23 protein-coding genes, 1 pseudogene and 1 riboswitch are annotated in these 25,088 nt (G+C 72.4%); of the genes and pseudogenes, 7 read left to right on the top strand and 17 right to left on the bottom strand.

Translation table 11 applies throughout. The features are described 5' to 3' along the window. Window positions 1–153: 153 nt before the first annotated feature. The 4 genes from ACLQ23_RS23325 to ACLQ23_RS23310 form a co-directional block, all read right to left on the bottom strand. Window positions 154–1,218 (bottom strand): coiled-coil domain-containing protein, encoded by a 1,065-nt coding sequence (locus ACLQ23_RS23325; RefSeq protein ID WP_425735664.1) that lies wholly within the window; start codon window positions 1,216–1,218, stop codon window positions 154–156. A 5-nt stretch (window positions 1,219–1,223) separates the two neighbouring features. Then, window positions 1,224–1,355: riboswitch (cyclic di-AMP (ydaO/yuaA leader) on the bottom strand. Window positions 1,356–1,495: 140 nt separating this feature from the next. After that, window positions 1,496–2,413: a cation diffusion facilitator family transporter gene (locus tag ACLQ23_RS23320; RefSeq protein ID WP_355595175.1), complete on the bottom strand. Its 918-nt coding sequence runs from the start codon at window positions 2,411–2,413 to the stop codon at window positions 1,496–1,498. A 106-nt stretch (window positions 2,414–2,519) separates the two neighbouring features. Next, entirely contained in the window at window positions 2,520–4,637 is a 2,118-nt protein-coding gene (locus ACLQ23_RS23315; protein ID WP_355630709.1) for a HelD family protein, read from the bottom strand. Window positions 4,638–4,744: 107 nt separating this feature from the next. Then, the gene (locus tag ACLQ23_RS23310; protein WP_355630706.1) at window positions 4,745–5,704 is read right to left on the bottom strand and encodes an alpha/beta fold hydrolase; all 960 of its coding nucleotides are present in this window, start codon (window positions 5,702–5,704) and stop codon (window positions 4,745–4,747) included. A 152-nt stretch (window positions 5,705–5,856) separates the two neighbouring features. Here ACLQ23_RS23310 and ACLQ23_RS23305 point away from each other — a divergent pair, with 152 nt between their 5' ends. Further along, window positions 5,857–6,513: a carbonic anhydrase gene (locus ACLQ23_RS23305; RefSeq protein WP_355630703.1), complete on the top strand. Its 657-nt coding sequence runs from the start codon at window positions 5,857–5,859 to the stop codon at window positions 6,511–6,513. Between the two features lie 93 nt (window positions 6,514–6,606). Here the strand turns inward: ACLQ23_RS23305 and ACLQ23_RS23300 are convergent, their stop codons facing one another. Continuing rightward, window positions 6,607–6,936 (bottom strand): hypothetical protein, encoded by a 330-nt coding sequence (locus ACLQ23_RS23300; RefSeq protein WP_030330285.1) that lies wholly within the window; start codon window positions 6,934–6,936, stop codon window positions 6,607–6,609. Between the two features lie 307 nt (window positions 6,937–7,243). On the opposite strand from ACLQ23_RS23300, the gene ACLQ23_RS23295 reads away from it, so the two are divergent. From ACLQ23_RS23295 to ACLQ23_RS23285, 3 genes are all read left to right on the top strand, one after another. After that, window positions 7,244–7,735 carry a DUF3145 domain-containing protein gene (locus tag ACLQ23_RS23295; RefSeq protein WP_053653158.1) on the top strand — a complete coding sequence of 164 codons (492 nt, stop codon included), beginning with the start codon at window positions 7,244–7,246 and terminating at the stop codon, window positions 7,733–7,735. A gap of 108 nt (window positions 7,736–7,843) precedes the next feature. Next, window positions 7,844–9,580 (top strand): glycoside hydrolase family 3 protein, encoded by a 1,737-nt coding sequence (locus ACLQ23_RS23290; RefSeq protein WP_355595183.1) that lies wholly within the window; start codon window positions 7,844–7,846, stop codon window positions 9,578–9,580. A gap of 118 nt (window positions 9,581–9,698) precedes the next feature. Beyond that, window positions 9,699–9,917 carry a hypothetical protein gene (locus tag ACLQ23_RS23285; RefSeq protein ID WP_355630700.1) on the top strand — a complete coding sequence of 73 codons (219 nt, stop codon included), beginning with the start codon at window positions 9,699–9,701 and terminating at the stop codon, window positions 9,915–9,917. A 75-nt stretch (window positions 9,918–9,992) separates the two neighbouring features. Here ACLQ23_RS23285 and fabF read toward each other — a convergent pair whose 3' ends face one another. The 8 genes and pseudogenes from fabF to ACLQ23_RS23245 form a co-directional block, all read right to left on the bottom strand. Continuing rightward, on the bottom strand, window positions 9,993–11,219 hold the full coding sequence (gene fabF / locus ACLQ23_RS23280) for a beta-ketoacyl-ACP synthase II (protein WP_355595187.1): 1,227 nt from the start codon (window positions 11,217–11,219) through the stop codon (window positions 9,993–9,995). Between the two features lie 2 nt (window positions 11,220–11,221). Then, window positions 11,222–11,461: an acyl carrier protein gene (locus tag ACLQ23_RS23275; RefSeq protein WP_053653162.1), complete on the bottom strand. Its 240-nt coding sequence runs from the start codon at window positions 11,459–11,461 to the stop codon at window positions 11,222–11,224. Window positions 11,462–11,548: 87 nt separating this feature from the next. Further along, entirely contained in the window at window positions 11,549–12,493 is a 945-nt protein-coding gene (locus tag ACLQ23_RS23270; RefSeq protein ID WP_053653163.1) for a beta-ketoacyl-ACP synthase III, read from the bottom strand. Next, complete coding sequence (locus ACLQ23_RS23265; RefSeq protein WP_355630696.1) at window positions 12,490–13,446, bottom strand: ACP S-malonyltransferase; 957 nt, start codon at window positions 13,444–13,446, stop codon at window positions 12,490–12,492. Before ACLQ23_RS23265 ends, ACLQ23_RS23270 begins: the two co-directional genes overlap by 4 nt. A 78-nt stretch (window positions 13,447–13,524) precedes the next feature. After that, a pseudogene (locus ACLQ23_RS23260) lies at window positions 13,525–14,814 on the bottom strand (PucR family transcriptional regulator); the annotation flags it as partial. Between the two features lie 23 nt (window positions 14,815–14,837). Continuing rightward, window positions 14,838–15,686, bottom strand: a complete 849-nt coding sequence (locus tag ACLQ23_RS23255; protein WP_425881073.1) for a septum formation family protein — start codon at window positions 15,684–15,686, stop codon at window positions 14,838–14,840. A 97-nt stretch (window positions 15,687–15,783) separates the two neighbouring features. After that, window positions 15,784–16,482: a response regulator transcription factor gene (locus ACLQ23_RS23250; protein WP_355595195.1), complete on the bottom strand. Its 699-nt coding sequence runs from the start codon at window positions 16,480–16,482 to the stop codon at window positions 15,784–15,786. After that, complete coding sequence (locus ACLQ23_RS23245) at window positions 16,479–17,678, bottom strand: sensor histidine kinase (RefSeq protein ID WP_355595197.1); 1,200 nt, start codon at window positions 17,676–17,678, stop codon at window positions 16,479–16,481. The genes ACLQ23_RS23250 and ACLQ23_RS23245 overlap by 4 nt, the downstream gene beginning before the upstream one ends. Before the next feature lie 199 nt (window positions 17,679–17,877). On the opposite strand from ACLQ23_RS23245, the gene ACLQ23_RS23240 reads away from it, so the two are divergent. Both ACLQ23_RS23240 and ACLQ23_RS23235 read left to right on the top strand, forming a co-directional pair. Continuing rightward, the gene (locus ACLQ23_RS23240; RefSeq protein WP_355595199.1) at window positions 17,878–18,417 is read left to right on the top strand and encodes a hypothetical protein; all 540 of its coding nucleotides are present in this window, start codon (window positions 17,878–17,880) and stop codon (window positions 18,415–18,417) included. 102 nt (window positions 18,418–18,519) lie between these two features. Then, the gene (locus ACLQ23_RS23235) at window positions 18,520–18,861 is read left to right on the top strand and encodes a hypothetical protein (protein WP_425881072.1); all 342 of its coding nucleotides are present in this window, start codon (window positions 18,520–18,522) and stop codon (window positions 18,859–18,861) included. Between the two features lie 187 nt (window positions 18,862–19,048). Here ACLQ23_RS23235 and ACLQ23_RS23230 read toward each other — a convergent pair whose 3' ends face one another. After that, window positions 19,049–19,759: a hypothetical protein gene (locus tag ACLQ23_RS23230; RefSeq protein WP_355630687.1), complete on the bottom strand. Its 711-nt coding sequence runs from the start codon at window positions 19,757–19,759 to the stop codon at window positions 19,049–19,051. 220 nt (window positions 19,760–19,979) lie between these two features. Here ACLQ23_RS23230 and ACLQ23_RS23225 point away from each other — a divergent pair, with 220 nt between their 5' ends. Next, window positions 19,980–20,624 (top strand): copper resistance CopC family protein, encoded by a 645-nt coding sequence (locus tag ACLQ23_RS23225; protein ID WP_425881071.1) that lies wholly within the window; start codon window positions 19,980–19,982, stop codon window positions 20,622–20,624. A 183-nt stretch (window positions 20,625–20,807) separates the two neighbouring features. Here ACLQ23_RS23225 and gltX read toward each other — a convergent pair whose 3' ends face one another. From gltX to ACLQ23_RS23210, 3 genes are all read right to left on the bottom strand, one after another. After that, window positions 20,808–22,217: a glutamate--tRNA ligase gene (gltX, locus tag ACLQ23_RS23220; protein ID WP_425881070.1), complete on the bottom strand. Its 1,410-nt coding sequence runs from the start codon at window positions 22,215–22,217 to the stop codon at window positions 20,808–20,810. Between the two features lie 87 nt (window positions 22,218–22,304). After that, on the bottom strand, window positions 22,305–23,582 hold the full coding sequence (locus tag ACLQ23_RS23215; RefSeq protein ID WP_355595209.1) for an MFS transporter: 1,278 nt from the start codon (window positions 23,580–23,582) through the stop codon (window positions 22,305–22,307). Continuing rightward, a complete protein-coding gene (locus ACLQ23_RS23210; RefSeq protein ID WP_355630682.1) occupies window positions 23,579–24,928 on the bottom strand; it encodes a GH1 family beta-glucosidase in 1,350 nt (449 codons plus the stop codon). Before ACLQ23_RS23210 ends, ACLQ23_RS23215 begins: the two co-directional genes overlap by 4 nt. Between the last annotated feature and the right edge of the window lie 160 nt (window positions 24,929–25,088).

Below are 25,088 nucleotides of genomic sequence, written 5' to 3'. Positions count from 1 at the left end.
TTGGCGCGCGGACCTTGTCATGATCGTGCTCGATCCAGGATGTCGTGGTGTCGGGCCGTTGGGAGGCCACTACATCCTGGTTCGAGTGCGGTCGCGCAGACGTACACCGGCCGGCGTCCCCGCGTGGGGGAGCGCCGGCCGGGTCGGGTCGGGCTAGTACACGGACAGGTGTACGTGGTTGGTGTGGTCGCTGGACGGGTCGCCGTTCGCCCCGCTGTACGACTTCCACCCGCTGCTGGGCAGCCAGATCTGCCTGTACCAGATCACGTACAGCACGGCGAGCCGGTCGGCGTTGCGGATGAAGTACGCGGCCAGGTTGTTGCCGTACGTCTTGTCGCCGCCGGTGGCGTCCCCGCCGAAGCCGTTCTTCTGCGCGGCGAAGTCGCAGGCGCGACCCTTGGGGTGCTCGCCGGAGCCGCCGGAGCGGTGGCAGGAGACGTACCTTGTGAAGCCCGCGGCCTTGGCCTGGTTGAGGGCGTGCAGGGTGCGTGGGGTGATGCAGCCGTTGGCCGGGGTCGGGTCGTTGACGCTGCAGGACTCGGACGGCCAGGAGCCGTCGGAGTTGCGCGGCGCGGGCTTGGCGTTGGCGGTGGAGGTGCCCCGGTTGGAGCCGGAGTCGGAGGCGGTGGTCTGCTGCCTGGTGTTGGCAACGGCCAGGGCGCGTTCGGCCTGCTCCTTGCGCTTGGCCATCACCTCGACCTGCTTGCGCTGCTCGCGGATCTCGCCGTCGAGGGCGACGCGGGTGCGGTTGGCCTCGTCCTTCGTGGCGATGAGGTCGCGCAGCACCCGGTCCTCGTTGGCGGCGACCACGTCCAGCGCGGCGGCGCGGTCCATGAAGCCCTCGGGGCTGTTGGTGTTGAGCAGCGCCGAGACGGTGCTGAGCCGGCCGGTGCGGTACGCGACGCCGGCGATCTCGCCGACCTTGCCGCTGCGTTCGTCCATCTCGGCTTCGGTGGTCTTGAGCTTGGCGGCGAGTTGCTGCTGCCGCTGGATCGAGGTGTCCAGGGCGCGCTTCGCGTCCAGGTAGCCCTTGCTGGCCGCGTCGAGTGCGGCGCGCAGGGCGGGGGTGCCACCCTCTTCGTCGTTGTCGGGTGCCGCGGCCCGTTGGGTGGCCGGGGGAGCGGCCGAGGCGGCGCCGGCGGGGATGGCGACGCCGAGGGTGAACATCATGACGATCAGCGCCGCCAATCGGGCGGCGGGGGGTCGTGCTGGTGCCACTGCGCATGTCCTTCCGTCAGCCGCCGACCGGGTTAGCTGACGGGTTCGGGACGGAAGATCCCTACCGCTGACGCGGATGCACCCCAGGAACATGGTTCCCCGGTTCGCCCTCTCGGGTGATTAGGCGGCGGCCGCCACCGGCGCCGGGAGGGCGCCGCCGGGTGGTGGCCGGGAGCCAGCCTACCGGTGCTCATGGGGCTGGTGCAGCGATTGTGACTGACGGTGCGCGAAGCGCTACCCAAAACACCGACAAAAGGTATAAAAGCTGACAACCCGCTCACCAAGTGACGGCACCGCAGGCCCCCGGGGCCGCACCGGGCTCGATCTGGAGCGTGGCGTGCTCGATCCGGAAGTCCTCCTGCAGGGCGGTGCGCGCCGCCGTGAGCACGGTGCCGACCTCCGCGTCGGGCGCCATCGTCAGGTGTGCGGAGGCCACCTCCATGCCCGAGGTGAGCGTCCAGACGTGCAGGTCGTGCACCTCGACCACGCCGGGTACGGCGGCGAGCCGGTCGTGCACGGCGGTGACCTGGAGGTGTTCCGGAGCGGCCTGCACGAGGATGCGGACCGCGGCGCGGCCGAGCCGCCAGGTGCGCGGCAGGATGAACACGCCGATGGCGACCGCTACCAGTGGGTCGGCCCACCACCAGTCGGTGACCGCGATGAGCAGTGCCGCGCCGATCACGCCGACCGAGCCGAGCAGGTCGCCGAGCACCTCCAGGTAGGCGCCCTGGAGGTTGATGCTGTCCCGGGCGCCGGTGCGGAGCAGGGCGAACGCGATCACGTTCGCGAGCAGGCCGAGCACGGCGACCACGAGCATCGGGCCGACCACCACCTCGTGCGGGTCGCCGAACCGGCCGATCGCCTCGATCACCACGTAGATCGCGACGCCGGAGAGCAGGACGGCGTTGGCGAGGGCGGCGAGCACCTCGAGGCGGTAGAGCCCGAAGGTGCGCTGCGGGTCGCGGGCGGCCCGTTGGGTTGCGGTGATCGCGGCGAGGGCCATCCCGATGCCGAGTACGTCGGTGAACATGTGCCCGGCGTCGGAGAGCAGGGCCAGCGAGCCGGTGTGCAGTGCGGCCACCGCCTCGACCACCATCAGGGTGGCGAGCAGCCCGAACGCTACCCAGAGCCGGCCCCGGTGCTGCTGTGCGGCGTTGCTGACCGACGCGTGGTGGTGGTCATGACCTGAGCCCACGAAACCCACCTTCCTGTGCCGGCCGGGACGGGGTCAAATGTATGTTCACATCGCTATGTATGCAACTGTAGGGCGCTGGTGGACCCTCGGCCCCGCCAACACGGATTCAGCCGATCGGGTCGATGGTGGTCAGTCGCTGGGTGGCCCGGGACAGCGCGACGTAGAGCGTGCGTACACCCGCACCCGGATCCGCCCGGATCTCACTCGGCGCGACGAGCACCACCCCGTCGTACTCCATGCCCTTGGCCTCCAGGCTTGTCACCACCTGCAACCGTGACCCGCCGAGCGCGCCGAGCCAGCCCGCGACCTCGTCGCGGCGGGGGACCGGCGTGATCACCCCGACCGTGCCGTCCACCTCGGCCAGCAGGCCGGTGGCCGCCTCAACCGTCGCGGCCTCCAACCCGGCCGCCGGTACGACGTGCTCGACCGGATCGACCCCGGTGGAGCGGACGGCCCTGGGCAGCGGCAGGTCCGGATACAGCCTGCGGATCTCGGCCGCCGCCACCGCGAAGATCTCCGCCGAGTTGCGGTAGTTGGTGGTGAGCGTGAAGTCCAGCCGCTTGCGCCGACCCAGCGCCTGGTCACGGGCCCGGGTCAGCTCCTCCGGGTCACCGGTCCACGCGGTCTGCGCCGGATCGCCCACGATGGTCCACGAGGCCAGCCGACCGCGCCGGCCGATCATCCGCCACTGCATCGGTGAGACGTCCTGCGCCTCGTCCACCACGACGTGCGCGTAGTCCCGGTAGTCCGCCGGACGCTCCCGCGCCGCCGCGCGGGCCGCCCGCTGGCGGTCGCCAAGTGTGCTCAGCTCCCGGACCCCGCCGGCGAGCTGGAACGGGTCACGCCGGGCGCGGGCCGGCTGCACGGGCTTGCCCAGCAGCGCGTCCAACTCGTCGAGCAGCGCCACGTCCGCGATGGTCAGGCCGTCGGTCTCCAGAGTCCGGTACGCCGCACCGAGCAGCCGGATCTCCGAGCCGGAGAGGATTCCTCCGGCGTACCTACGCAGACGGTCGGGACGGGCCAGCCAACCGAGCACGTGCCGGGGATGCAGCCGGGGCCACCACGCCTTGAGGAACTCCCGGAACTCCGCCCGCTCGGCGACCTCGTCCTCGAAGGCCCGCTGCTCCGGCAGCCGGCCGATGCCCAGGCGACGGGCCTGCGCCCAGAGCGCGGCGAAAACCCCGTCGAAGCCGGCCCGACGGACCTCGTTGCGGCGGGCGCCCCGGTTCAGCGCGCGGTCCCGGATCGCGTCGAGTTCGGCGCGGTCCAGCCGCAGCAGCGTGCCCCGGTAGAGCAGTCGCAACTCACCAGGCCCGCCCGGCACCGCGTCCCGGACGGCGCGCTCCAGCACCCGGCGCATCCGCAGCGAACCCTTCACCGCCGCCACGTCCGGCGGATCGGTGCGGGTGGCTGTCATCCCCGGAAAGAGGGTGCCGAGCGAGTGCAGGGTCGCCGTGTCCTCGCCGAGCGACGGCAGCACCGAGGCGATGTACTCGACGAAGACCGTGGACGGGCCCACCACCAGGATGCCGCCGCCGGCGTACCGGCTGCGGTCGGAATACAGCAGGTAGGCGGCCCGGTGCAGGGCGACAGCGGTCTTGCCGGTGCCCGGGCCGCCGGCGACGATCGTCACCCCGGAACCGGGCGACCTGATCGCCTCGTCCTGCTCCCGCTGGATCGTCGCCACGATGTCCCGCATGCCCCGCCCGGTGGCCTGGGACAGGGTGGCCAGCAGCGCGCCGTCGCCGACGACTGTCATCCCCTCCGGCGTGGCGGTGGGGTCCAGCAGGTCGTCCTCGATGCGGGTGACCCGTTCCCGCCGGGACTGGATGGTCCGTCGACGCACCACGCCCAGCGGCTGCGCCGGGGTGGCCTGGTAGAACGCGGCGGCGGCCGGCGCCCGCCAGTCGACGACGAGCGTTGTCGCGTCCTCGTCGCGGATGCCGAGCCGCCCGACGTGCAGCACCTGACGGTCCCGCAGGTCCAGGCGGCCGAAGACCAGCCCTTCGTGCTCGGCGTCGAGGGTGTGCCGCCGCTGCGCGGCGTGGAAGACCATCGCGTCACGTTCGACGAGCGCGCCGAACGTGCCCACCCGCGCCATCCGGTAGCCGTCGCGCTCGGCGCGGACCGCGGACTGGCGCAGCTCGGCCAGTCGGGCGTACACCCGGTCGAGGTGCCGCTGCTCGACGGCGATCTCCTGCTCCAGGGCGGTCTGGTCGGTCAACGCACGCTCCTTCGATGTCGCCGGCAAGCGGCGCGAACCGCGCGGGCCAACCGCAGAAGGGTACGGCCCCCGTCCGGATCCGCCGCGCCCGAGGTGCGCGAACGTGCTCAGGCACCCGTCCCGACGGCGCTCGCGTCGCCGGGGCGCGGCGACACGGCGTCGGCCGGCGGTGCGGCGAGCACCCGACGCAGGACGCCGGTCAGCGCGGCGTTCACCTCGTCGGGACGTTCCATCATCAGCATGTGCCCGGCACCCGGGCAGACGGTCAGTTCGGTGGCCGGCAGCGCCGCGGCGATCGACTCGGCGCACGGCGGCGGTGTGAGCCGGTCCCGATCGCCGACCAGGGCGGCGGCCGGCAGGTGGGCGAGCGCGCTGAGGGTGTCCAACCGGTGCTGGGCGCCGATCGAGGCGCGGAACCCGCCGATCGAGCGCAGTGAGGCGCGGGCCACCGCCGAGGTCACCAGCCGGATGTCGGCCGGATCGCAGCGGTCGCCGAAGAGCATCCAGCGGATGCTCGGTTGCAGTGCGCGCAGCAGCGGGCGGGGCGGCCGCCACGAGCCGCACCGGGCCAGCACACCGGCCCCGGTGGTCTCGGCGAGCCGGATCAGCCGGGTGATCCGCGGCGAGAGCCCGTAGGCGGTGTGCGTGTGCCCCTCGGCGGTGGTCGAGACGAAGACCAGGCCTGCCGTGCGGGCGGTGAAGTGCGCGGGGTGGCGGTGCGCGTACTCCATGATCGTCATGCCGCCCAGCGAGTGCCCGACAAGTACCACCCGGCCGGCCGGCGCGACCGCGTCGATGACCGCCGCAAGATCGTCGCCGAGCTGGGCCAGGGTGGCCGTGGGCAACGCCATGCAACTGGACCGGCCGTGGCCCCGCGCGTCGAAGGTGACCACCCGCACCGCGCCCTCCGACAGCCCGGTGAGCGCGTCGAGCTGCCGGTGCCAGGCGCGCCCGTCAAGCGTCCAGCCATGCAGCAGGACGGCTGTGACCGGGGCGTCCGCCGGCCCCGTGGTCTCGACGTGCAGCCGCACGCCGTCGGGCAGACCGACCTCGAACCGCTCCGGCATCGCCACCTCCCAGGGTCGCCCAGGCACCACCACCGGCACCGGGGATACCCGGCGGTAACACCGGCTACCCGCCAGCACACCACGCCAATCGCGTCGAGGGAACATTCCCGAGCGCCCACCTGTCCGCCACCGACCGGGCCAAGCTGGACGGCATGGGGTCGACGCAGGCGACGCCCGGCCCGCCAGCCGGCGGACCGGCAGCTCACGAGCGACAGGCCGGGGGTACGCCAAGGGTCGCGCTCGCGGAACTGCTCGCCGGCAACCGGCGCTTCATCAGCGGTCAGCCCATGCACGGACACGACGTGACGGCCGCCGCGGCGGCCTCCGGCGACCAGCAGCCGTACGCGGTGGTGCTCGGCTGCATCGACTCGCGGGTGCCGCTGGAGGCGATCTTCGACCAGACCTTCGGCGCGATGTGCGTGATCCGTACCGGCGGGCACGTGCTCGACCGCGCGGTACGCGGCTCCATCGAGTTCGCCGTGGGCCAGCTCGGCGTACCGCTGGTCATGGTGCTGGGCCACGAGCGGTGCGGGGCGGTGGGGGCAGCGGTGGAGGCGCTGCGCACCGGTCAGCGGCCGGACGGATCGCTTGCCCACCTCGTCGACGAGATCGCCCCTGCGGTCGTCGAGGCGGGGCTCGACGATCCGGCGGTGCAACCGCTGGCGATCCGCCGGCACGTCGGGCGTACGGTGCGCGCGCTGCGCCACGACGACCTGCTGGCCGGGCCGGTCGCCGCTGGCCGGGTGGCAGTGGTCGGCGGTCTCTACGACCTGGCCACCGGTGAGGTCGCCCTGCTCGACCCGCCCTGAAACCCGGGGCCCGAGCGCCCGGACGCGGACGCGAAACCGCCCGCCGGGAAGTCCCGACGGGCGGTTTCGCTGATGATGCGGTGGGGGAGGGGCTCAGCCCTCGAAGACACCGGCCGCGACAAGGCGCTTCTCGGTGGCCTCCCAGCCGTCACCCGGGTGGGTGGCAGCCAGGTTGTTGATCTCCGCCCGGATCTTGGCGGCGTGGCCGGCGGCGGCCAGCACCCGGATCTCCTCGACGAAGGCGTCGGAGTCGGTGCGCAGGTGCGCGGTCTTGCCGTTGGTCAGGTTACGCACGTAGGCGTGCTTGCCGCCGTTGAGCGGGATGAGGTACTTGAACTCGCCCAGCACGCTGAGGGCGCCACCCTGGCCAGCCTGGCCGGCCCGGACGGACGCGCGCGCGGTCTTAGAGGTGTTGCTCGCCACGGAGGTACTCCTTGCAAGACGTACGGGAGGACTGGACGTCCGGGGGCTGTGTGCGGACGACACGTGAGTCGGCCCGCGAGGTGTAACGCGGCATAAGCCGCCGATGGAACTGTACAGGACCACGACATCAAGCTGCTCGTCGCGGTGTCCTCTGAGCCAACCGAGACCACCCGTCCGGCTATTCCGGCCAGCGAATTTTCCGATTCCCTGGCGCACCATCCGTCACAGGAGTCATCATGTGTTGCAGCAACCACCTGGGTGGCCGAGGTCGTAGGGGAAGACGCACCTCGCTCTCCGGGAGGTCACCGTGCCAACGCGTGGCGTCGTATACGTCCACTCGACCCCGCTCGCCGTGTGCTCGCACGTCGAGTGGGCGATCGCGCGCGTCCTAGCCGCGCCGGTCAACCTGCAGTGGACGGCTCAGCCCGTCGACCCCGGCGCACGCCGGGCCGAGTGCGGGTGGACCGGCCGTCCCGGGACGGGCGCCGAGCTGGCTGCTGCCCTCAGACAGTGGCCCATGATCCGTTTCGAGGTCACCGAGGAGCCGAGTTCCGGCGCCGACGGTGAGCGCTACATGTACGTGCCGGCCCGCGGCCTGTTCCGGGCCACCGTCGGCGCGGCGGGGGACATTCAGCTCGGCGAGGACCGGTTGCGGGCGCTCATGGCGTCCGCCCGGGCCCCGGAGGCGCTGTCGCACGCCCTCGACAAGGCGCTCGGCACGGCCTGGGACGACGACCTGGAGCCCTACCGGTACGCAGGTGACGGGGCTCCGGTGACGTTGCTCACCCGGGTCGGCTGACCGGGCCCGTCGCCCCGGTGCTCACCGGGGTCGGGCAGGCCGGCGGCGCGGGCATGCCGACGCCGACCGGTAAGGTCAAGTTGCCCCGATAAGGGGGGACCTGGTGGGATGGGCGGCGTGCCGATTCGCCCGCGACGCGCCGGCATCGCCGTCGCCGCCCTGACCGCCCTGCTCGTCTCCGGCTGCTCGGGTACCCCGGAACGCCCCGACCCGAGCCCCAGCCCTGCGGCGACCTCGGCCGCGCCGAGCACCGCCGCCGCGACGCCGGCCGCCGCCGACCCGGCCGCCCGCGCCGCCGCGCTCGTCGCCACGCTCTCCGACGAGGACCTGGTCGGTCAGGTGCTGATGCCGTACGCCTACGGCGACTCGGCGACGAAGGTCTCACCCGGCTCGGCGGCCGGCAACCAGGCACTCGCCGGCGTCGACACCCCCGCCCAGATGATCGCCAAGTACCGGCTCGGCGGGCTGATCCTGGTCGGCTTCAGCGCCGACGACCCGACAAAGGGCAACCAGGAGACCACGAACGTCGACAACCCCAAGCAGGTCCACGAGCTGACCGGTGGGCTGCGCGAGGCCGCCGGGCGGCTGGCCGCAGGCCCGGCGCCCTTCCTGATCGGCACCGACCAGGAGTACGGCGTCGTCACCCGCGTCACCGACGGCGTCACGCTGCTGCCCAGCGCCCTCGCGGCCGGTGCGGCGGGCGACCCCAAACTGACCGAGAACGCCTGGCGGGCCGCCGGCACCGAACTCGCCGCGATGGGCATCAACGTCGACTTCGCCCCGGTCGCCGACGTACTGGCCACCCGCAGCAAGGTCATCGGCTCCCGCTCGTACGGCTCCGACCCGAAGGTCGCCGCCGCGCAGGTCGGCGGTGCCGTCCGGGGCCTGCAGGCAAGTGGCGTCGCGGCCACCCTGAAGCACTTCCCGGGGCACGGTCACAGCGCCGACGACTCGCACCAGGACCTGCCAGTGCTCACCCAGTCCGCCGAGGCGCTGCGCACCGGCGCGTGGCCGCCGTTCACCGCGGGCATCGACGCCGGGGCCATGGCAGTGATGTCGGCTCACCTGGACGTGCGGGCCATCGACCCGGGCACCGCGGCGACCTTCTCGCGCAAGCTGCTCACCGACGTGCTGCGCGGCCAGCTCGGCTTCAAGGGTGTGGTGATCACCGACGGGATGAACATGCCGCCGGCGAAGCGCTGGGCGCCCGGCGAGGCCGCCGTCCGGGCGTTGAACGCCGGCAACGACCTGATCCTCATGACCCCGAACGTCGGCCAGGCGTACGACGGACTGCTCGCCGCGCTGCGCGGCGGGTCGCTGCCCCGCACCCGGCTGGTCGAGGCGGTGACCCGGGTGCTGACGATGAAGTTCCGGCTCGCGGACGCCCCGGCCGCGCAGATGTCCACGCTCAACTCCCCGGCGCACCGGGCGGCGGCGGAGGCGCTGGCCGCCGGTGCCGTCACAGTGCTGCGAGGCGAGTGCGGCAAGGCGGTACGCGGGCCGGTCACCGTCACCTCCTCGGGCGGCCGGGACGGCACCCGGGCGGCGCTTACCGCCGCGCTCACCGCTGCCGGCGTGACAGTGAAGCCGAGTGGCGGCACCGTGGTGCACCTCGTCGGCTACGGCGACGGCGCCGACGATCTACGCGCCGACGCTGCGGTCACCGTCGCCATGGACACCCCGTACGTGCTGGCCGGGGCGGCGTCGCCCACGCTGCTGGCGACGTACTCCTCCAGCCGGGCGTCGATGACAGCGCTGGCGGCCGTGCTGGCCGGCAAGGCCCGGCCGGGCGGCCGGTCCCCGGTCGCCGTGTCGGGCCTGCCCGCCACGACCTGCGGCACCTGACCCCGACGCCGGCCGGCGCAGCGACGTTGAACAGGGCCGCCCGACGACGCCGCGGCGCCGTTCGGCGGCCCGGAAAATCGTGTCGCGGCAGGCCAGGTGATCTGGAAGCCTCTGCCGCATGCCAGCACCTGAGGGATTCCGGTACGACCAGCGGGCCGACGGCACCGTGGTGATCACCCATCACGGGCAGGTGGCGAGCACACTGCGCGGCGGCCGGGCGGCGGAGTTCCTCGCCGAGGTCGACGACGACCCGCAGCTGGTGATGGCCCGCTGGACGGGCAACTACCGCCGGGGCAACGAGCGCACCGCCAAGCGGCACCCCCGCAACCGGGCCTGAAACGACACCGGGCCCTCTCCCGTCGCCAGGCGACGGGACAGGGCCACTGCTCACCCGCTGCCGCGGGCGGTGGTGTCAGGCTCGCGTGAAGACCAGAGCCACGTTGTGGCCGCCGAAGCCGAACGCGTTGTTCAACGCGGCCGGGATCTCCATGGGCCGTGCCTTCTGGGCTGCCACGTCCAGGGTGAGGCCGTCGTCCGGGTCCTCCAGGTTGACCGTCGGAGGGACGACACTGTCGCGGATGGCGAGGATCGTGGCGATCGACTCCAGCGCGCCGGCCGCACCGAGCAGGTGACCGGTCATCGACTTGGTCGCCGCCAGCACCGGGTGATCGCCGAGCGCCTTGTGCAGCGCACCGATCTCCAACATGTCGCCGACCGGGGTCGACGTGGCATGCGCGTTGACGTGCACGATGTCCTGCTTGGCGACGTCCGCGTCCGCGATCGCCTTGCCGATGGCCCGGATGGCGCCCTCGCCTTCGGCGTGCGGCTGCACCATGTCGTACGCGTCGGAGGTGATACCCGCTCCGGCGAGACGCGCGTACACCCGGGCGCCCCGGGCGGCGGCGTGGTCGGCGCGTTCCAGCACCACGACGCCCGCGCCCTCGCCGAGGACGAAGCCGTCACGGCCCTTGTCCCACGGACGGGAGGCCCGCTCCGGCTCGTCGTTACGTGTCGACATGGCCCGCATCGAGCTGAACCCGGCGATCGGCAGCGCGTGGATGACCGCCTCGGTGCCGCCGGCCACCACCACGTCGGCCCGGCCGGCGCGGATGATGTCCAGACCGAGCGCGATGGCCTCGGCGCCGGTGGCGCAGGCGCTGGCCACCGTGTGCACGCCGGCCTTGGCGCCCAGCTCCAGCCCGACCCAGGCGGCCGGACCGTTCGGCATCAGCATCGGGATGGTGTGCGGGGAGACCCGCCGCGGCCCGGACGCCTCCAGGATGTCGTCCTGGGCGAGCAGGGTGGTGGCGCCGCCGATGCCCGAGCCGATGCTGACGGCGAGCCGCTCCCCGTCGAGGCCGGAGTCGGCCAGGCCGGCGTCCGCCCACGCCTGCTGCGCGGCGATGATGGCGATCGCCTCGGAGCGGTCCAGCCGACGCAGCCGAACGCGGTCGAGGACCTCCGACGGCTCCACGGCCAGCTGCGCGGCGATCCGGACGGGCAGTTGCGCGGCCCACTCCTGGGTGAGGGCACTCACCCCGGAGCGGCCGGCGAGCATTGCGTCCCAGGTCGACGCGACGTCCCCGCCGAGCGGGGTCGTCGCGCCGAGCCCGGTGACGACGACGTCAGGACGACTCATGATCAGGACTGCGCCTCGATGTAGCTGACGGCGTCCCCGACGGTCTTGAGGTTCTGCACCTCGTTGTCCGGGATCTTGACGCCGAACTTCTCCTCGGCCGCCACCACTACCTCGACCATGGAGAGCGAGTCGACATCGAGGTCGTCGGTGAAGGACTTCCCCTCGGCCACGTCGTCCGGGTTCACCCCGGCAACCTCTTCGAGGATCTCGGCGAGGCCGGTGGTGATCTCGTCACGGGTCATTGCGGTTGGTTCCTCTCATAGGGGGATCTCCGGCGGCCGGCGTCGCCGACCGCCGCTCCTCGACGCGTACGCGCCCGAGGGGGTTCATCAGGGGCAGCGGACGACCTGACCGGCGTAGGTCAGGCCACCGCCGAAGCCGAACAGCAGCACCGGGGCGCCCGAGGGCACCTCGCGCCGCTCGACAAGCTTGGACAGAGCCAGCGGTACGCTCGCCGCCGACGTGTTGCCCGACTCCACGATGTCCTTGGCGATGATCGCATTCGGGATGTTGAGCCGCTTGGCGATGCCGTCGATGATCCGCCCGTTGGCCTGGTGCGGCACGAACGCGGCAAGCTCCGACGGGTCGACCCCGGCGCGCTCGCATGCCTGCAGGGCCAGCGGCGCGAGCGCCGTGGTGGCCCAGCGGAACACCGACTGCCCCTCCTGCTGGATGTACGGGCGCCAGCCCTCGATGCGTACCGCGTCGCTCTTCTCCGGCACCGAGCCCCAGACCACCGGGCCGATGCCGGCGGGCTCGTCGTCGGCGGTGGCGGTGACCACCGCGGCGCCGGCGCCGTCAGCGAAGATGATGCAGGTGGAGCGGTCGGTCCAGTCGGTGAAGTCGGAGAGCTTCTCCGCACCGATGACGAGGGCGTTGCGGGACGCCCCGGCCCGGACGGCGTGGTCGACGATGCCGAGCGCGTAGGCGAAGCCCGAGCAGGCGGTGTTGACGTCGAACGCGCCCGGCGCGGTGATGCCAAGCTTGGCGGCGACCCGGCAGGCCACGTTGGGGCTGCGGTCGATCGACGAGCAGGTGGCGACAACGACGAGGTCGATGTCGGCGGCGCTCAAACCGGAGTTGGCAAGCGCCTTGCCGGCTGCGGCGGCGGCCATGTCGGCAACCGTCTCGCTGTCGGCGATGCGCCGGGTGGCGATGCCGACGCGGTCCCGGATCCACTCGTCGTTGGTGTCGACGAGCTGGGCGATGTCGTCGTTCGTCACCACCCGGGAGGGCTGGTAGTGCCCCATCGAGACGATGCGACTGCCGGTCATGAGTGTCCTCCGATGGGGGCGAGCGGTTGGCCCGGTGTGCCGTGACGGGCGATGAGATCCCGCGCGGCCGGCAGGTCGTCCGGCGTGTTGAGGGTGACGATCTCGGGCGCGCCGTCGCCCTTGAGCTCGCGCTTCACAAGGCCGGAGAGGGTGCCGGCCGGGGGCAGCTCGATCACCCCGGTCACGCCCAGGTCGGCCAGCGTGCGCATGCACAGGTCCCAGCGGACCGGGGCGGTGACCTGACGGACCAGGCGTCGCACCAGCTCCTGGCCGTCGGTGACGGAGGTGCCGTCGAGGTTCGACAGCAGGATCCGCGCCGGGTCGGCGGAGGTGATCCCGGCGGCCTCCGTGGCCAGCGCGGTCTCGGCCGGAGCCATGTACGGGGTGTGGAACGCGCCCGCCACCTGAAGTCGGATGACGCGGGCCTTCGACGGTCGCTCGGCGGCGAGCTTGTCCAGGCCGTCCAGCGCGCCGGCGGCGACGATCTGCCCGGCGCCGTTGCGGTTGGCCGGATACAGACCGTGCCCCTCGATCGCGGCGAGCACCTCGTCCGGGTCCCCACCGAGCACGGCGGCCATCCCGGTCGGCTCCAGCGCACACGCGGCGGCCATTTCCCGGCCCCGCACACCGGCGAGCGTGATCGCCGCCTCGGGCGACAGCACCCCGGCGAGCGCAGCGGCGCCCAGTTCGCCGACGCTGTGCCCGGCGGTGACCGACACGTCGTGCAGCGGCAGGTGCCCGGCGGCGAGCAGCGCCGCGGCGACGAGCAGCGGCTGGGTGCGGGCGGTGTCCTTGATCTCGTCGGCGTCAGCCTCGGTGCCCAGGTGCACCAGGTCGACCCCTGCCAGCTCGGACCACGACCGCAGCCGTGCCTCGGTGCCGGTCAGGTCGAGCCAGGGGGTCAGGAAGCCGGGCTTCTGAGAACCCTGGCCGGGACTAAGTACGGCGAGCACGCCTATGACTCTTCCGGATGCCGCTACGGAACGCTGTGCCGGCCCGGACCAAACCACACTAGGACCTTTGGAGGGTTCCTACAAAGATCGGCCAGTATCGTCGCTGATTTGAGCGGATTTCCGGGTTGCCGGGGTCAATGTCTGGGTCGGGACTGACGATGTGACAGGCGCCACCGGATCCAGCCGGCCGACGGTCAACGCCACCTGGAGCGCGAACGAGTCCCGGGGCGACAGCGGCGAAAAGCCTGTCACCTCGGCGATGCGGCGCAGCCGGTAGCGCACCGTGTTCGGGTGCACGAACAGCGCCCGCGCCGCGCTCTCCAACGTGCCACCGGCGGCCAGGAAGGCGTCAAGGGTCTCCAGCAGCTCGCCACCGGCGCGGACAAGCGTCGCGTACACGTCGTGCCGCAGCCGTCGACGTGCCTCCGCGTCGCCGGCCAGGGCGCGCTCCGGCAACAGGTCGTCGGCTGGCACCGGCCGCGGGGCCGTCGGCCACGCCGGCGCGGCCCGGAAACCGGACAGCGCGGCCCGCGCCGATTCCGTGGCCTCGTCCAGACTGGGTACGGCCGGACCGACCACCACCGGGCCCTCCCCGAACGCGTCGAGCAACTTGCCCGCCGCGCTCAGCGGATCAGCCGCGCCGCCCAGCACGATCACCAGCCGGTCGCCGTGCACCCCGCCGATCACCTCGACGTCGATCCGCCGGGCCAACCGGTAGACGACGTGCAGCACGGCGGAGACCTCCCCGCCCGGGGAACGACCGACCGCAACCGCGACCGGCGGCGCGTCCGCCCAGCCCAGCGCGGCCGCCCGGCTGGCCAGGACGTCCGGCGAGTCACCGCGCAGCAGGGCGTCGACAAGCAGCGCCTGCAACCTCGCGTCCCACGCCCCCCGCGACTCTGCGGCCCGCGCGTACACGCGGGCCGCAGAGAAGGCGATCTCCCGGGAGAAGCGCAGCACCGCCTCGCGCAGCTGCTGCTCCTCACCCTCGACGGCCAGTTGCGACACCTGCTCCTCGACCACGTCGATGGTCACCTTGATCAGCGCCACGGTCTGTTGAAGGGTGATCGACCGGGCCAGCGCCAGCGGCGCGGTGGCGAAGACCTCGTCGGAGACCTCCTGCGTGCTGTCCGCCGTGCCGCCGCCGTCGCGCAGCCACTCCACCAGCGACCGGGCACCGGCCTGCGCGACCAGCATCACCCAGGAGCGCTGGTCGGCCGGCAGGGCGCGGAACCACGGCAGCGTCTCGTCCATCCGGGCCACGCTGGCAGTGGCCAACGCTCCCGCCGAACGCTCGATCCGGCGCAGCGTGGCCGACAGCTCTCCACCGCCGGGCGCACTCACCGCCCTAGCCTGACATGTCGTGAGCAGGCCATCCACGCCGGCACCGGTCAACGGGCCTCCGCGAGGCCGGTACGGCCGACACCTTTCAGCGACGTGTTGAGCGGCCGATCAGGGCTGTAGAGGAAGCACCAGACGCCGGGCGTGCCCGCCAGCCACTCGGGCTCGCTCTCCGGCAGCAACGCGAACACGTCGAGCCGGCCGTCCAGGTCTCCCGCTGGTGCCCCGACGTACTCGGAGACGGTCGACAGGCACCCCGCGTCCAGGACCTCGTCGGTGATCTCCTCGACCTCCGGTTCGGCCCACCAGATCCCGGCGAACTCGGTGGCGTGTGGCCCGGAGCAGGAGGCGGGCGGTAGGTCGACGGTGTCGCCGGACTCGGCCGGTTCGGTGAAACAGGTGTACCGCAGTGGCGAATCGCCGGTCAGTCCGTTGCGCAGGCTGTTCGCCCGGGGGTTCGGGAACCACCGGTCCACCGCATGCATCTCCAGCAGGTCGCAGCGGTACCACCGCTCGCCGGCCTTCCGCCGCGCCGCCGACGGGGTCAGCGCCCGCATGGCCAGCCGCGACTCGCGCCACTCGCCGCCCAGGAAACGGGCAGCCTCGGCGTCGCAGGATTCGTACACCCGCCAGATCGCCTCGGTGTCGGCTGCCGGCGGCGCCTTGGCGGCGGCGTCCGCGCCGTCGAACCGGCCGACCAGGAATGTCTCCACCTCGTGCTTCGAAGAGCAGGGGATCGGTGTGTACGACTTTGGGCTGCGCTCGTTGGACGCGGTGGCGTGGCACACCCCCGCCTCGGGAGCGAAGGTTGAGAGCTTCTCCTCGGATAGAAGGCTGTCGCAACCGCCTGCCCCCACGGTCAGCGCCACAAGGACCGTCGTCCCCCACCACCGTCGCACGTCGTCTCCATTTCGGGGCAGCCGCCATCGGCATCGATGGCGCGCAGCGTACGGCAGCCGGGGCACCCGTCGGTGTCCCGTTGGGACCACCCCCGGTTCAGGGCTGCGGGGGAGTGGGCGGGCCCAACTCCTGGGCCAGGATCGCGGCCTGCACCCGGCTGCGCAGGTCCAGCTTCGCCAGGATCCGGCTCACGTGCGTCTTGGCGGTGCTCTCCGCAAGCGCCAGCCGGTCGGCGATCTGCTGGTTGGACAGCCCGAGCCCGAGGCAGGCAAGCACGTCACGCTCCCGTGGGGTGAGCGTGTCCAGCGCGGCCCGGCTGTCGGCCGACGCGGACGGCGCGGTGGCCGCGAAGGCGGTGATCAACCGGCGGGTCACCGCGGGGGCGATGAACCCGTCGCCCCGCGCGACGGTGCGCACCGCCGCGACCAGCCCGGCGGCGTCGGTGTCCTTCAGCAGGAAACCCGCCGCACCGGCGCGGAGCGCGCCGAAGACGTACTCGTCGAGGTCGAATGTGGTGAGGACCAGCACGTCGGCGAGCCCGTCGGCGACGATCGTCCGGGTCGCGGCGATCCCGTCCAGGCGGGGCATCCGGATGTCCAGCACCGCCACGTCGGGGTGCAACTCGCGGCACAGGCGTACCGCCTCGTCGCCGTCGCCCGCCTCGCCTACCACCTCGATGCCCGGCGAGCCGGCCAGGATCAGGGCCAGCCCCGCGCGTACCGCCGGTTGGTCGTCGGCGAGCACCACCCGCACCGGCGGTGCCGCGTCGCCCGGGTCGCGCGCCGGCCCGGTCATCCGCCCACCCCGGTGGGCAGCGCGGCCCGGACCTGCCAGTGGCCGTCGTGCGGTCCGGCGGCGAACTGGCCGGCCAGGAGCGTGGCCCGCTCCCGCATTCCGATCAGCCCGGCCCCGGCGCCCTCCAGGTCCGTCCCGCCCGGGCGCACCGGGTTCTCCACGGTCAGCACCACCTCCGCCGGCCGGTACGCGATTGTCAGCTCCGCCTCGCCCGTGCCGTGCTTGAGCGCGTTGGTGAGCGACTCCTGCACGATCCGGTACGCGGCGAGGTCCACCCCCACGGGCAGCGGGCCGGGCGTGCCGTCGGTGCGCATCCGCACGGCGAGGCCGGCGGCCCGGATCCGCTCGACCAACCCGTCCGCCTCGGCAAGGCGCGCAGTGACCGCATCCGGCAGGGCAGGATCGCCACCCGCCGAGGGCTGTCCGTCGCCGGCCCCGGGCTCGCGGAGCACGTCGATCATCTGCCGCATCTCCGCCAGTCCCTGCACGCTGCTCTCCCGGATCACCCGCAACGCCGACTCGACCTGGCCGCGAGCCAACCCTGGCACGGACAGCGCGGCGGTGGCGTGGATGGCCACCGCGCTGAGGTGGTTGGCGACGACGTCGTGCAACTCCCGGGCCATCCGGGCGCGCTCGGCGCTCACCGCCTGCCGGCGGTCCAACTCGACCAGCCGGGCGGTCTGCTCGGCGCGCGCCCGCTCGGCGGCAGCCTGGTCGCGGTACTGCCGCACGCTGATCCCGGTCAGCACCGGCAGCACCCCGGCGAGCACCACAGGCACCCCGACGGCGACGCCGCGCCACTGCCCGAACCCGACCACGCCGACCACAGCGCCGAGCAGGCTCAGCCCGACGGTCACCCGCAGCAACCACCGCCACAGGCGTGGCGGGCCGTACACGCAGGCGTCGTAGAGCACCTGGGTGTAGATCAGGATCGTCCCCAGCGAGGAGCCGAGCGCGGTGTCCACGACCAGCGCCCCGGTGCCGACGGCCAGGCTCGCGCGCGGGGCGACGCGGCGCAGGCCCACTGCCACGCAGACCGCGAGCAGCGGCGGCAGGAACAGCACCTGCGGCACGTCCGGGTGCGGACGGACCTGCGGTTGCCAACCGAGGCCGTACAGGATCAGACCGCCGGCCAGCGACGCGCCGGCCAGCATCAGATCCCGGCCGGGGGTGCCGGAGCCGAGCCACCGTCGCATGCCCCGATCCCACCACAACCGTCGGCCCGCCGGCTCCGACCGGGGGAGGACCTCGCCGTCCCCGACATGCGCCGAAAGGGGTACGTCGAGCGCTCGCGGGCGGACGAGTCCGTCGAAGGGAGGACACGATGTCGTCTCTCGTGCCGAGGTCAACGCCCTGTTGATCAGCGACGCTGGGTGGCGACGAAGGGGAGTCGACATGCTGGTCGCCTTGATCATCGGCTGTGAGATCGCATTCTGGGTGGTGCTCGCCGCCGGACTCGTGGCCCGCTACCCACTGCGCCGGCCACGGCTCGGAGCGGCGCTGCTGATCTGCGTACCGCTCGTGGACCTGGTGCTCCTCGTCGCGTCGGTGATCGACCTGCGCCGAGGCGCGACCGCGAGCGTCGGCCACGGCCTCGCCGCCGTCTATCTCGGCTTCTCGGTGGCCTTCGGCCACTCGGTGGTGCGCTGGGCGGACCAGCGCTTCGCCCACCGCTTCGCCGGTGGCCCGCCGCCGGTCCGGCCGCCCCGCTACGGCTGGGCCCGCACCCGCTACGAGTGGCGGGAGTGGGGCAAGGCACTGCTCGGCTGGGCCGTCGCGTGCGCTCTGCTCGGCGCTGCGATCCTCTGGGTGAACGATGCGGAAAGAACCCGTGAACTGGGCGGCTGGATCCGTGGCCTCACCGTCGCGATCGTGGTCTGGTTGGTGGCCTTCCCGGTGTGGGAGACCCTCTTCCCGCGCCGTCCGAAGCACTGACCCCCGGGTACGCGTGCACGACCCGTCGGCCCCGGCCAGTACGGTGACAGGGCACGTTCGGGGGGAGCACCCGCGTGTGAGTGCGAGCGTGAGGAGACCGGGATGGCGCACGGGGAGGCCGAGAACGGCTGCGCCCAGGGCGAGCCCTGCCGGCCGGGTCACCACGACCACCAGGGGGCAGGCAAACCTCGTCGGCCGGTCGGTGGGTTGCCGGCGCACCCGGCGCACCCGGTGGAGCCGGCCGGTTGCCGCCCTGCCGAGTGGGCCGACGACGTGCCGGTGCCGCGTCAGCGGGCCGGTGAGCAGGCGCTGCCCGCCGAGCCCGACGACGACGCGGGCTGCCGCAGCGGCCTACCCGGGTGGGCGGGGGCCCACCGGCACGGACCCGTCCGGCCACGTCAGCGCGCCACCCGACGGGAGCGCCCGCCGCGCCGCTGGTGCTGACGAAGCGGCGCTGCTGTCCACGGCCCTGCTGACGACGTGGCTCTGCTGTCCACGGCTCTGCTGTCCACGGCTCTGCTGTCCACGGCTCTGCTGTCCACGGCTCTGCTGTCCACGGCTCTGCTGTCCACGGCCGTGCTGTCCACGGCCGTGCTGTCCACGGCCGTGCTGTCCACGGCCGTGGGGCTGGTCAGCGGGTGCGGCGACGGATCAGCAGGGCGATGCCGGCCAGGCCGATCGTGATGGTGAGCATCACCGCGACGTTGAGCAGCAGCAGCCGCTGCAACTCGCCAAGTGCCTCGTCGATGTCCCTGGCGGGGTCGAGGGCCTCCTCCGGGAGCACCCGCTCACCGCCACCCACGCCGCCGCTGACCGTGTCGAACTGCCGCTCCAGCGGCACTCCGGCGGTGCGCAGCGTCTCGGACATGCTGAGCCGGCCGAGGAACCAACCGGCGCTGGTCTTGCGGCCGTCCGGCTGCTTGGCCGGCCGGTAGACGCGCGGCCCGCCCACAGCCTTGGGATAGAGGTCGTACGTCTGCTTCGGGGTGTCCCCGGCGAGCACCACGACCGTGTACTTCGGCCCGAGATTGGCAGCCTTCGGCCCGTTCGGCTGGCCGGTGCGACCGAGGAAGTTGACCTGGTCGATGACCGCCACCACGTGTGCGGGCTGGGTGTCCGAGCGCAGCCGCAGCGGCTCGGCCAGTCCTTCGCCGGTGACGTCCACCCCGGCGGGCGGCGACTTCGGCGCTGGGGCCTTCGAAGCTGTGGCCTGCAAGGGCGCGGCCTTCGAACCCGCGGCCTTCGGCGCTGCGGTGGCCGGGCCGGTGGTGCCGAGCGTCAGCACTGCCGCGGCCAGCGTTCCCGCCAGCACGGCGAGTGCCCGCCTCATCTGTCGGACCATCCCGCCTCCTCGCCCCGTTCGATGGATGGCTTCGTTGTGACGTCCGGATCGGTCGGCCGGTGATGCCACCGGCCGTGCGGTCGGGCCCACTCTCACAGACTCCGCAGAACGTCGATGAATTGCAGCTTGTGGAACAGTAATTGGAACTATTTGCGATCTCTGCTCGACTAAATGATGAGCCGTTGATCAGCGGGCGGATCGTACCCTTAGGGAGGGGTTCATGGGGGGCAGGGTTACACGTGTGGCGCGGATCGTGCCAGTGGTGCTCGGCGTGGCGTTCGGTGTGTCGTTGCTGGCCCCGGCACCGGCCGCCGCGCACAACTCGCTGACAGGCAGCGACCCGCGCGACGGAGCCCGAGTGGCGACCGCGCCGGCCCGGATCGAGTTGCGGTTTCTGGCCCGACCCGCTCCGGCTACGACGAAGATCACAATAACCGGTCCGGACAATGTGGTCGCTGGCGGGCAGCCCGTCTTCGACGGCAGCAAGGTGCGAGTGCCGTTCACGCCGGGTGCCGCCGGGCTCTACGTCGTCGGCTACCAGGTGGCCTCCAACGACGGTCATCCGGTGAAGGGCGAGGTGCGGTTCACCCTCACCACCGGCACAGCCGCCCAGCCGCCGTCCCCGGCTGCCAGTCCGGATGCCTCGGCGGCCGGTCCCACCGTCGCGTCGGCGGTGCCGTCGGCGTCGCCGACCGCCGTCGCGACCGAGGGGGCGGCTGCCGCTTCGAGCACGCCCGTGCCTGCCGCGCAGGAGAGCAACAACCCGGACGGGCGGAGCTGGTGGCTGTGGACGATCGCGGCGGTCGTGGTGCTGGGGTCTCTCGTGGCGGGACTCCTCTGGCGCCGACGCGCCGCGCGTCGCTGAAATTTCTGGGGCTCGCGCTGCCCGGCCTCGGCCAACCGGGTGACCCCACTTCACGTCCTTTGCTCTGCTTCAACGGACGCAACAGAAATGCTGCTCAGTGGTGCGTGGAGTGAAGCAGAGCAAAGGACGCGCGGGGCGAGGGGACGAACCCGGGCCGGCGCAGGTGACGCCGACCGGAGACCGTCAGACGAGGCGGAGGCGTGCGGCGCGCATCCGGGTCAGGGCGCGCTCCCGACCGAGCACCTCAAGTGACTCGAACAGCGGCAGGCCCACGGTACGGCCGGTGACAGCGACCCGGACGGGTGCCTGCGTCTTGCCGAGCTTGAGGCCACGCTCGGCGCCGACGGCCTCCAACGTCGACTTCAGCGACTCGGCGTCCCAGGACTCCAGCGCCTCGAACGCGGCGACGGCGGCGTCCAGCAGGTCGGCGGAGCCGTCCTTCATGGTCTTGGCCCAGGCCGCCTCGTCGATGAGCGGCGAGGCCAGGAAGAGGAAGTCGACGTTCGGCACGATCTCGCTGAGCACAGCGATCCGGGTCTGGGCCAGCGGGGCGACGGCGGCGAACGCGGCGGCGTCGTACTCCTCGGGCTGCCACGGCGGCGGCGCGATCGTCCCCGTGCCGGTCAGCCACGGCTGGCAGGCGTCGATGAACTCGTCCACCGGCAGCGCCCGAATGTACTCGCCGTTGAAGGCGCGCAGCTTCTTCTCGTCGAAGAACGCCGGGGAGGGGTTGACCTCGTCCAGCCGGAACTCGTCCTCGATCACGGACCAGGGCACGATCTCCCGGTCGCCCGAGGGCGCCCAGCCGAGCAGCATCAGATAGTTGCGCATCGCGCTGGCGAGGTAGCCCTCCTCGCGGTACGCCTCAAGTGCCACCTTGTCGCGGCGCTTGGACAGCTTCTGCCGCTTCTCGTTGACCACCACCGGTACGTGCGCCCAGACCGGCGGCTTGACGCCGAGGGCCTCCCAGAGCAACTGCTGCTTGGGCGTGTTGGGCAGGTGCTCCTCGGCCCGGATCACGTGGGTGATTCCCATGGTCATGTCGTCGACCACGTTGGCCAGCAGGAAGACCGGAGACCCGTCGCCCCGGGCGATCACGAAGTCCTCGATGAGCTTGTTCTCGAAGGTGGGCTCGCCGCGGATCAGGTCCACCACCACAGTCGCGCCCTCGTCCGGCGTACGGAAGCGCAGCGCCCGACCCTCACCCGGGGCGAGGCCCAGGTCACGGTGGTAGCCGTCGTAGCCCTGGTACTGCGAGCCGGTGCGGGCCTGCACGTCCTCGCGGGTGCAGTCGCAGTAGTAGGCGCGGCCGGACTCGTAGAGCCGGGCGGCGGCGGCGCGGTGCTCACCGGCGTTCGTCGACTGGAAGTACGGCCCCTCGTAGCTGTCCCGGGAGATGCCGATCCACTCCAGCGCGGTGAGGATGCCCTCGGTCCACTCGGGCTTGTTGCGCGCCGCGTCGGTGTCCTCGATGCGGAGCACGAACACGCCGCCCTGCTGCTTGGCGAAGATCCAGTTCTGCAGGGCTGAGCGGGCACCGCCGACGTGGAACATACCGGTCGGGGAGGGGGCGAAGCGCACACGTACCGTCACGTCCCCCAGCCTACGGCGACGGACAACCGAGTAAGGAAGGGCCCCTTCTTATCGCCTGGTGTTGTACAGGGGGCCCTTCCTAACAGCTCAGGGGACCGAGCGGATCTTGACGACCAGTGCGCTGCCGATCAGGGTCACAACGGCGGTGACCGCGTAGAGCGTGGGGTAGCCGCCCAGGTAGACCACGAGCGGGGCGGAGAGCGCCGGCCCGAGCACCTGTGGCGCCGAGTTGGCGATGTTGATGACGCCGAGGTCTTTGGCCCGGTCGGTGGCCCGGGGCAGCACCTGCGTGATCAGCGCGGCGTCCACCGAGAGGTAGACGCCGTATCCGGCGCCGAGCAGCAGGGCGGCGACGATCGCCATCGGCCAGATCGGCGCGACCGCGAGCAGCAGCGCCGCCACCGCCATGATCAGCCCGGAGGCGATCACGTAGATCTTGCGCCGACCGGAACGGTCCGACAGCCGGCCGGCGACCACGGCGGTCAGCATCATGCCGAGCGTGTAGAGCAGGATCAGCATCAGCAGCCCGCCCTCGGGGTCGGGGTAACGCACGCCGTCGGTGAGGAAGTACAGCAGGTAGAGGGTGCCCAGCGCGTTGCCGAGCTGGACCAGGAACCGGGTGATCCACGCCCAGGCGAAGTCCGGGTGCTGGCGCGGGCTGACCCACATCGAGGCGAGCAGCGCCCGCATCCGCAGCGCTGGCCGGTGCGTACGCGGCAGTGGCTCGTCGGGTGTGAGCAGCGCGAACGGCAGCGACAGCAGCAGGATGGCCACGGCGATGGCCAGGTAGCCGGCGGCGTTTCCGGTGACCAGTGCGGTGACCAGCACCGCTCCGAGCACCAGTCCGAGCGCCTGCGGAATACCCACCCAGCCGGACACGCCGCCGCGCTGCGTCACCGGTACCCGGTCCGGGATGGCTGCGGTGAGGCTTGCCAGCATCGCGTTGAAGCAGACCTGCGCGGCGACCCAGCCGAGCGCGACCCCGAGGATGGTCCGCTGCTGGGCCAGCAGCACCAGGGCCGCCGCGCCGAGCAGCGCCCCGCCGGCGGTCCAGACGTGCCGGCGGCCGAACTCCCGCCCGGCGATCCGCAGGCAGGTCCGGTCCGACAGCGCGCCCGCGAGGGGGTTGGCGAGCACCGCTGCCAGCGCACCGAGGCCGGTGACCACGGCCAGCATGTTCTCCTTGTCGCCGGGCGCGATCTGCTCGATCTGCTGCGGCAGCAGCACCTGGATGGGTGTGAAGAACGCCATCCACACCCCGAGGTTCGCCGCGAAGATCAACCCGATCCAGCCTCGCCGCACCGGCGCGGTCGGCTCGGCGAGCGCGGCCGGCAGCGCCGCCGGTGTCGGGTCGACGGTGGTCACCGCGCCGACCCCTCCCGGCTGGCCGCGATCACGTCCCGCAGCCAGGTGTACGACGACTTCGGCGTACGCGTCTGGGTGGCGTAGTCGACGTGCACAAGCCCGAAGCGCTTGGTGAACCCCTCGGCCCACTCCCAGTTGTCAAGCAGCGACCAGACGAAGTACCCGCGTACGTCCACGCCGTCGTCGAGGGCGGCCCGTACGGCACGCAGGTGCCCGTCGAGGTACGCGATCCGCTCCCGGTCGTCCACCCGCCCGTCCGCGTCGGGTACGTCGTCGTACGCGCAGCCGCTCTCGGTGATCTCGATGGGCGGCAGCCCGTCGCCGTAGGTGTCGCGCAGCCAGCCGAGCAACTCGTGCAGCCCGTCGGGGGCCACCGGCCAGTCGAAGGCGGTATGCGGGTAGCCGTCGAGCGGGACGAGGTCGAACGGCAGGGGCGAACCTTCCTGCGCAGCCCGTACACCTGTGGGGTTGTAGTAGTTGACCCCCAGTACGTCGATCGGGGCGGCGATGGTGTCGAGGTCGCCCGGGTGGATGAGGTCGGGGTCGAAGCCGGGCAGGTCCGGGTAGCCCCGGCCGAGCAGCGGGTCGGTGAAGAGGCGGTTGTGCAGCGCCTCGTACGCGGCTGCGGCGGCGCGGTCGGCGTCGGTGTCGCCGAGCACCCGCACCGGCGAGTAGTTGTTGGCGATCGCCACCGGGCTGCTGCTCCGGCTGCGCAGCGCGGCGACGGCGAGCCCGTGGCCGAGCAGTTGGTGGTGGGCGACGGGAAACGCGTCGAAGAGCAGCATCCGGCCGGGGGCGTGTTCACCCATGCCGTAGCCGAGGCTCATGTGGATGAACGGCTCGTTGAGGGTGATCCACAGTCGGACGCGGTCGCCGAGGCGTGCGGCGGTCTTCTCGGCGTAGTCGGCGAACCGGGCGGCGGTGTCGCGGTGCAGCCAACCGCCGGCGTCCTCAAGGGGTTGGGGCAGGTCCCAGTGGTAGAGGGTGGCGACCGGATCGATGCCGGCGGACAGCAGCTCGTCAACGAGTCGGTCGTAGAAGTCCAGGCCGGCGGGGTTGACGTCACCGGTGCCGGTGGGCTGCACCCGGGGCCAGGCGATCGAGAACCGGTACGCGGAGACGCCCAGCCCTGCCAGCAGCGCGACGTCCTCGGCGTACCGGTGGTAGTGGTCGCAGGCCACCTCGCCGGTGCTGCCGTCGCCGATCCGGCCGGGGGTCTGCGCGAAGGTGTCCCAGATGGACGGTCCGCGACCGTCGGCGGTGGCGGCGCCTTCGATCTGGTGCGCCGAGGTCGAGGCACCCCAGCGGAAGCCGGTGGGGAACTGGGGCATCGGTGCTGTCGACATGCGCGCCCTCCCGGTCAACGTGAAACGTGCTCGGGACTTTAGGGCGCTGTCGATGAATGCGCCATAGGCCGGCCTGGCGCAATCCGCAATGGTTGATCGGCGTGTCTTTTTCCGAACCCGTCCAGGTAAGTCCGATTTAACGCATAGAGTGCCGATATCG

The sequence above is a fragment of the Micromonospora sp. DT41 genome (assembly GCF_049841715.1).
Lineage (GTDB): Bacteria > Actinomycetota > Actinomycetes > Mycobacteriales > Micromonosporaceae > Micromonospora > Micromonospora profundi.
The sequence above is the reverse complement of the archived record's forward strand: the minus strand, read 5'-3'. Positions and strand labels throughout refer to the sequence as shown.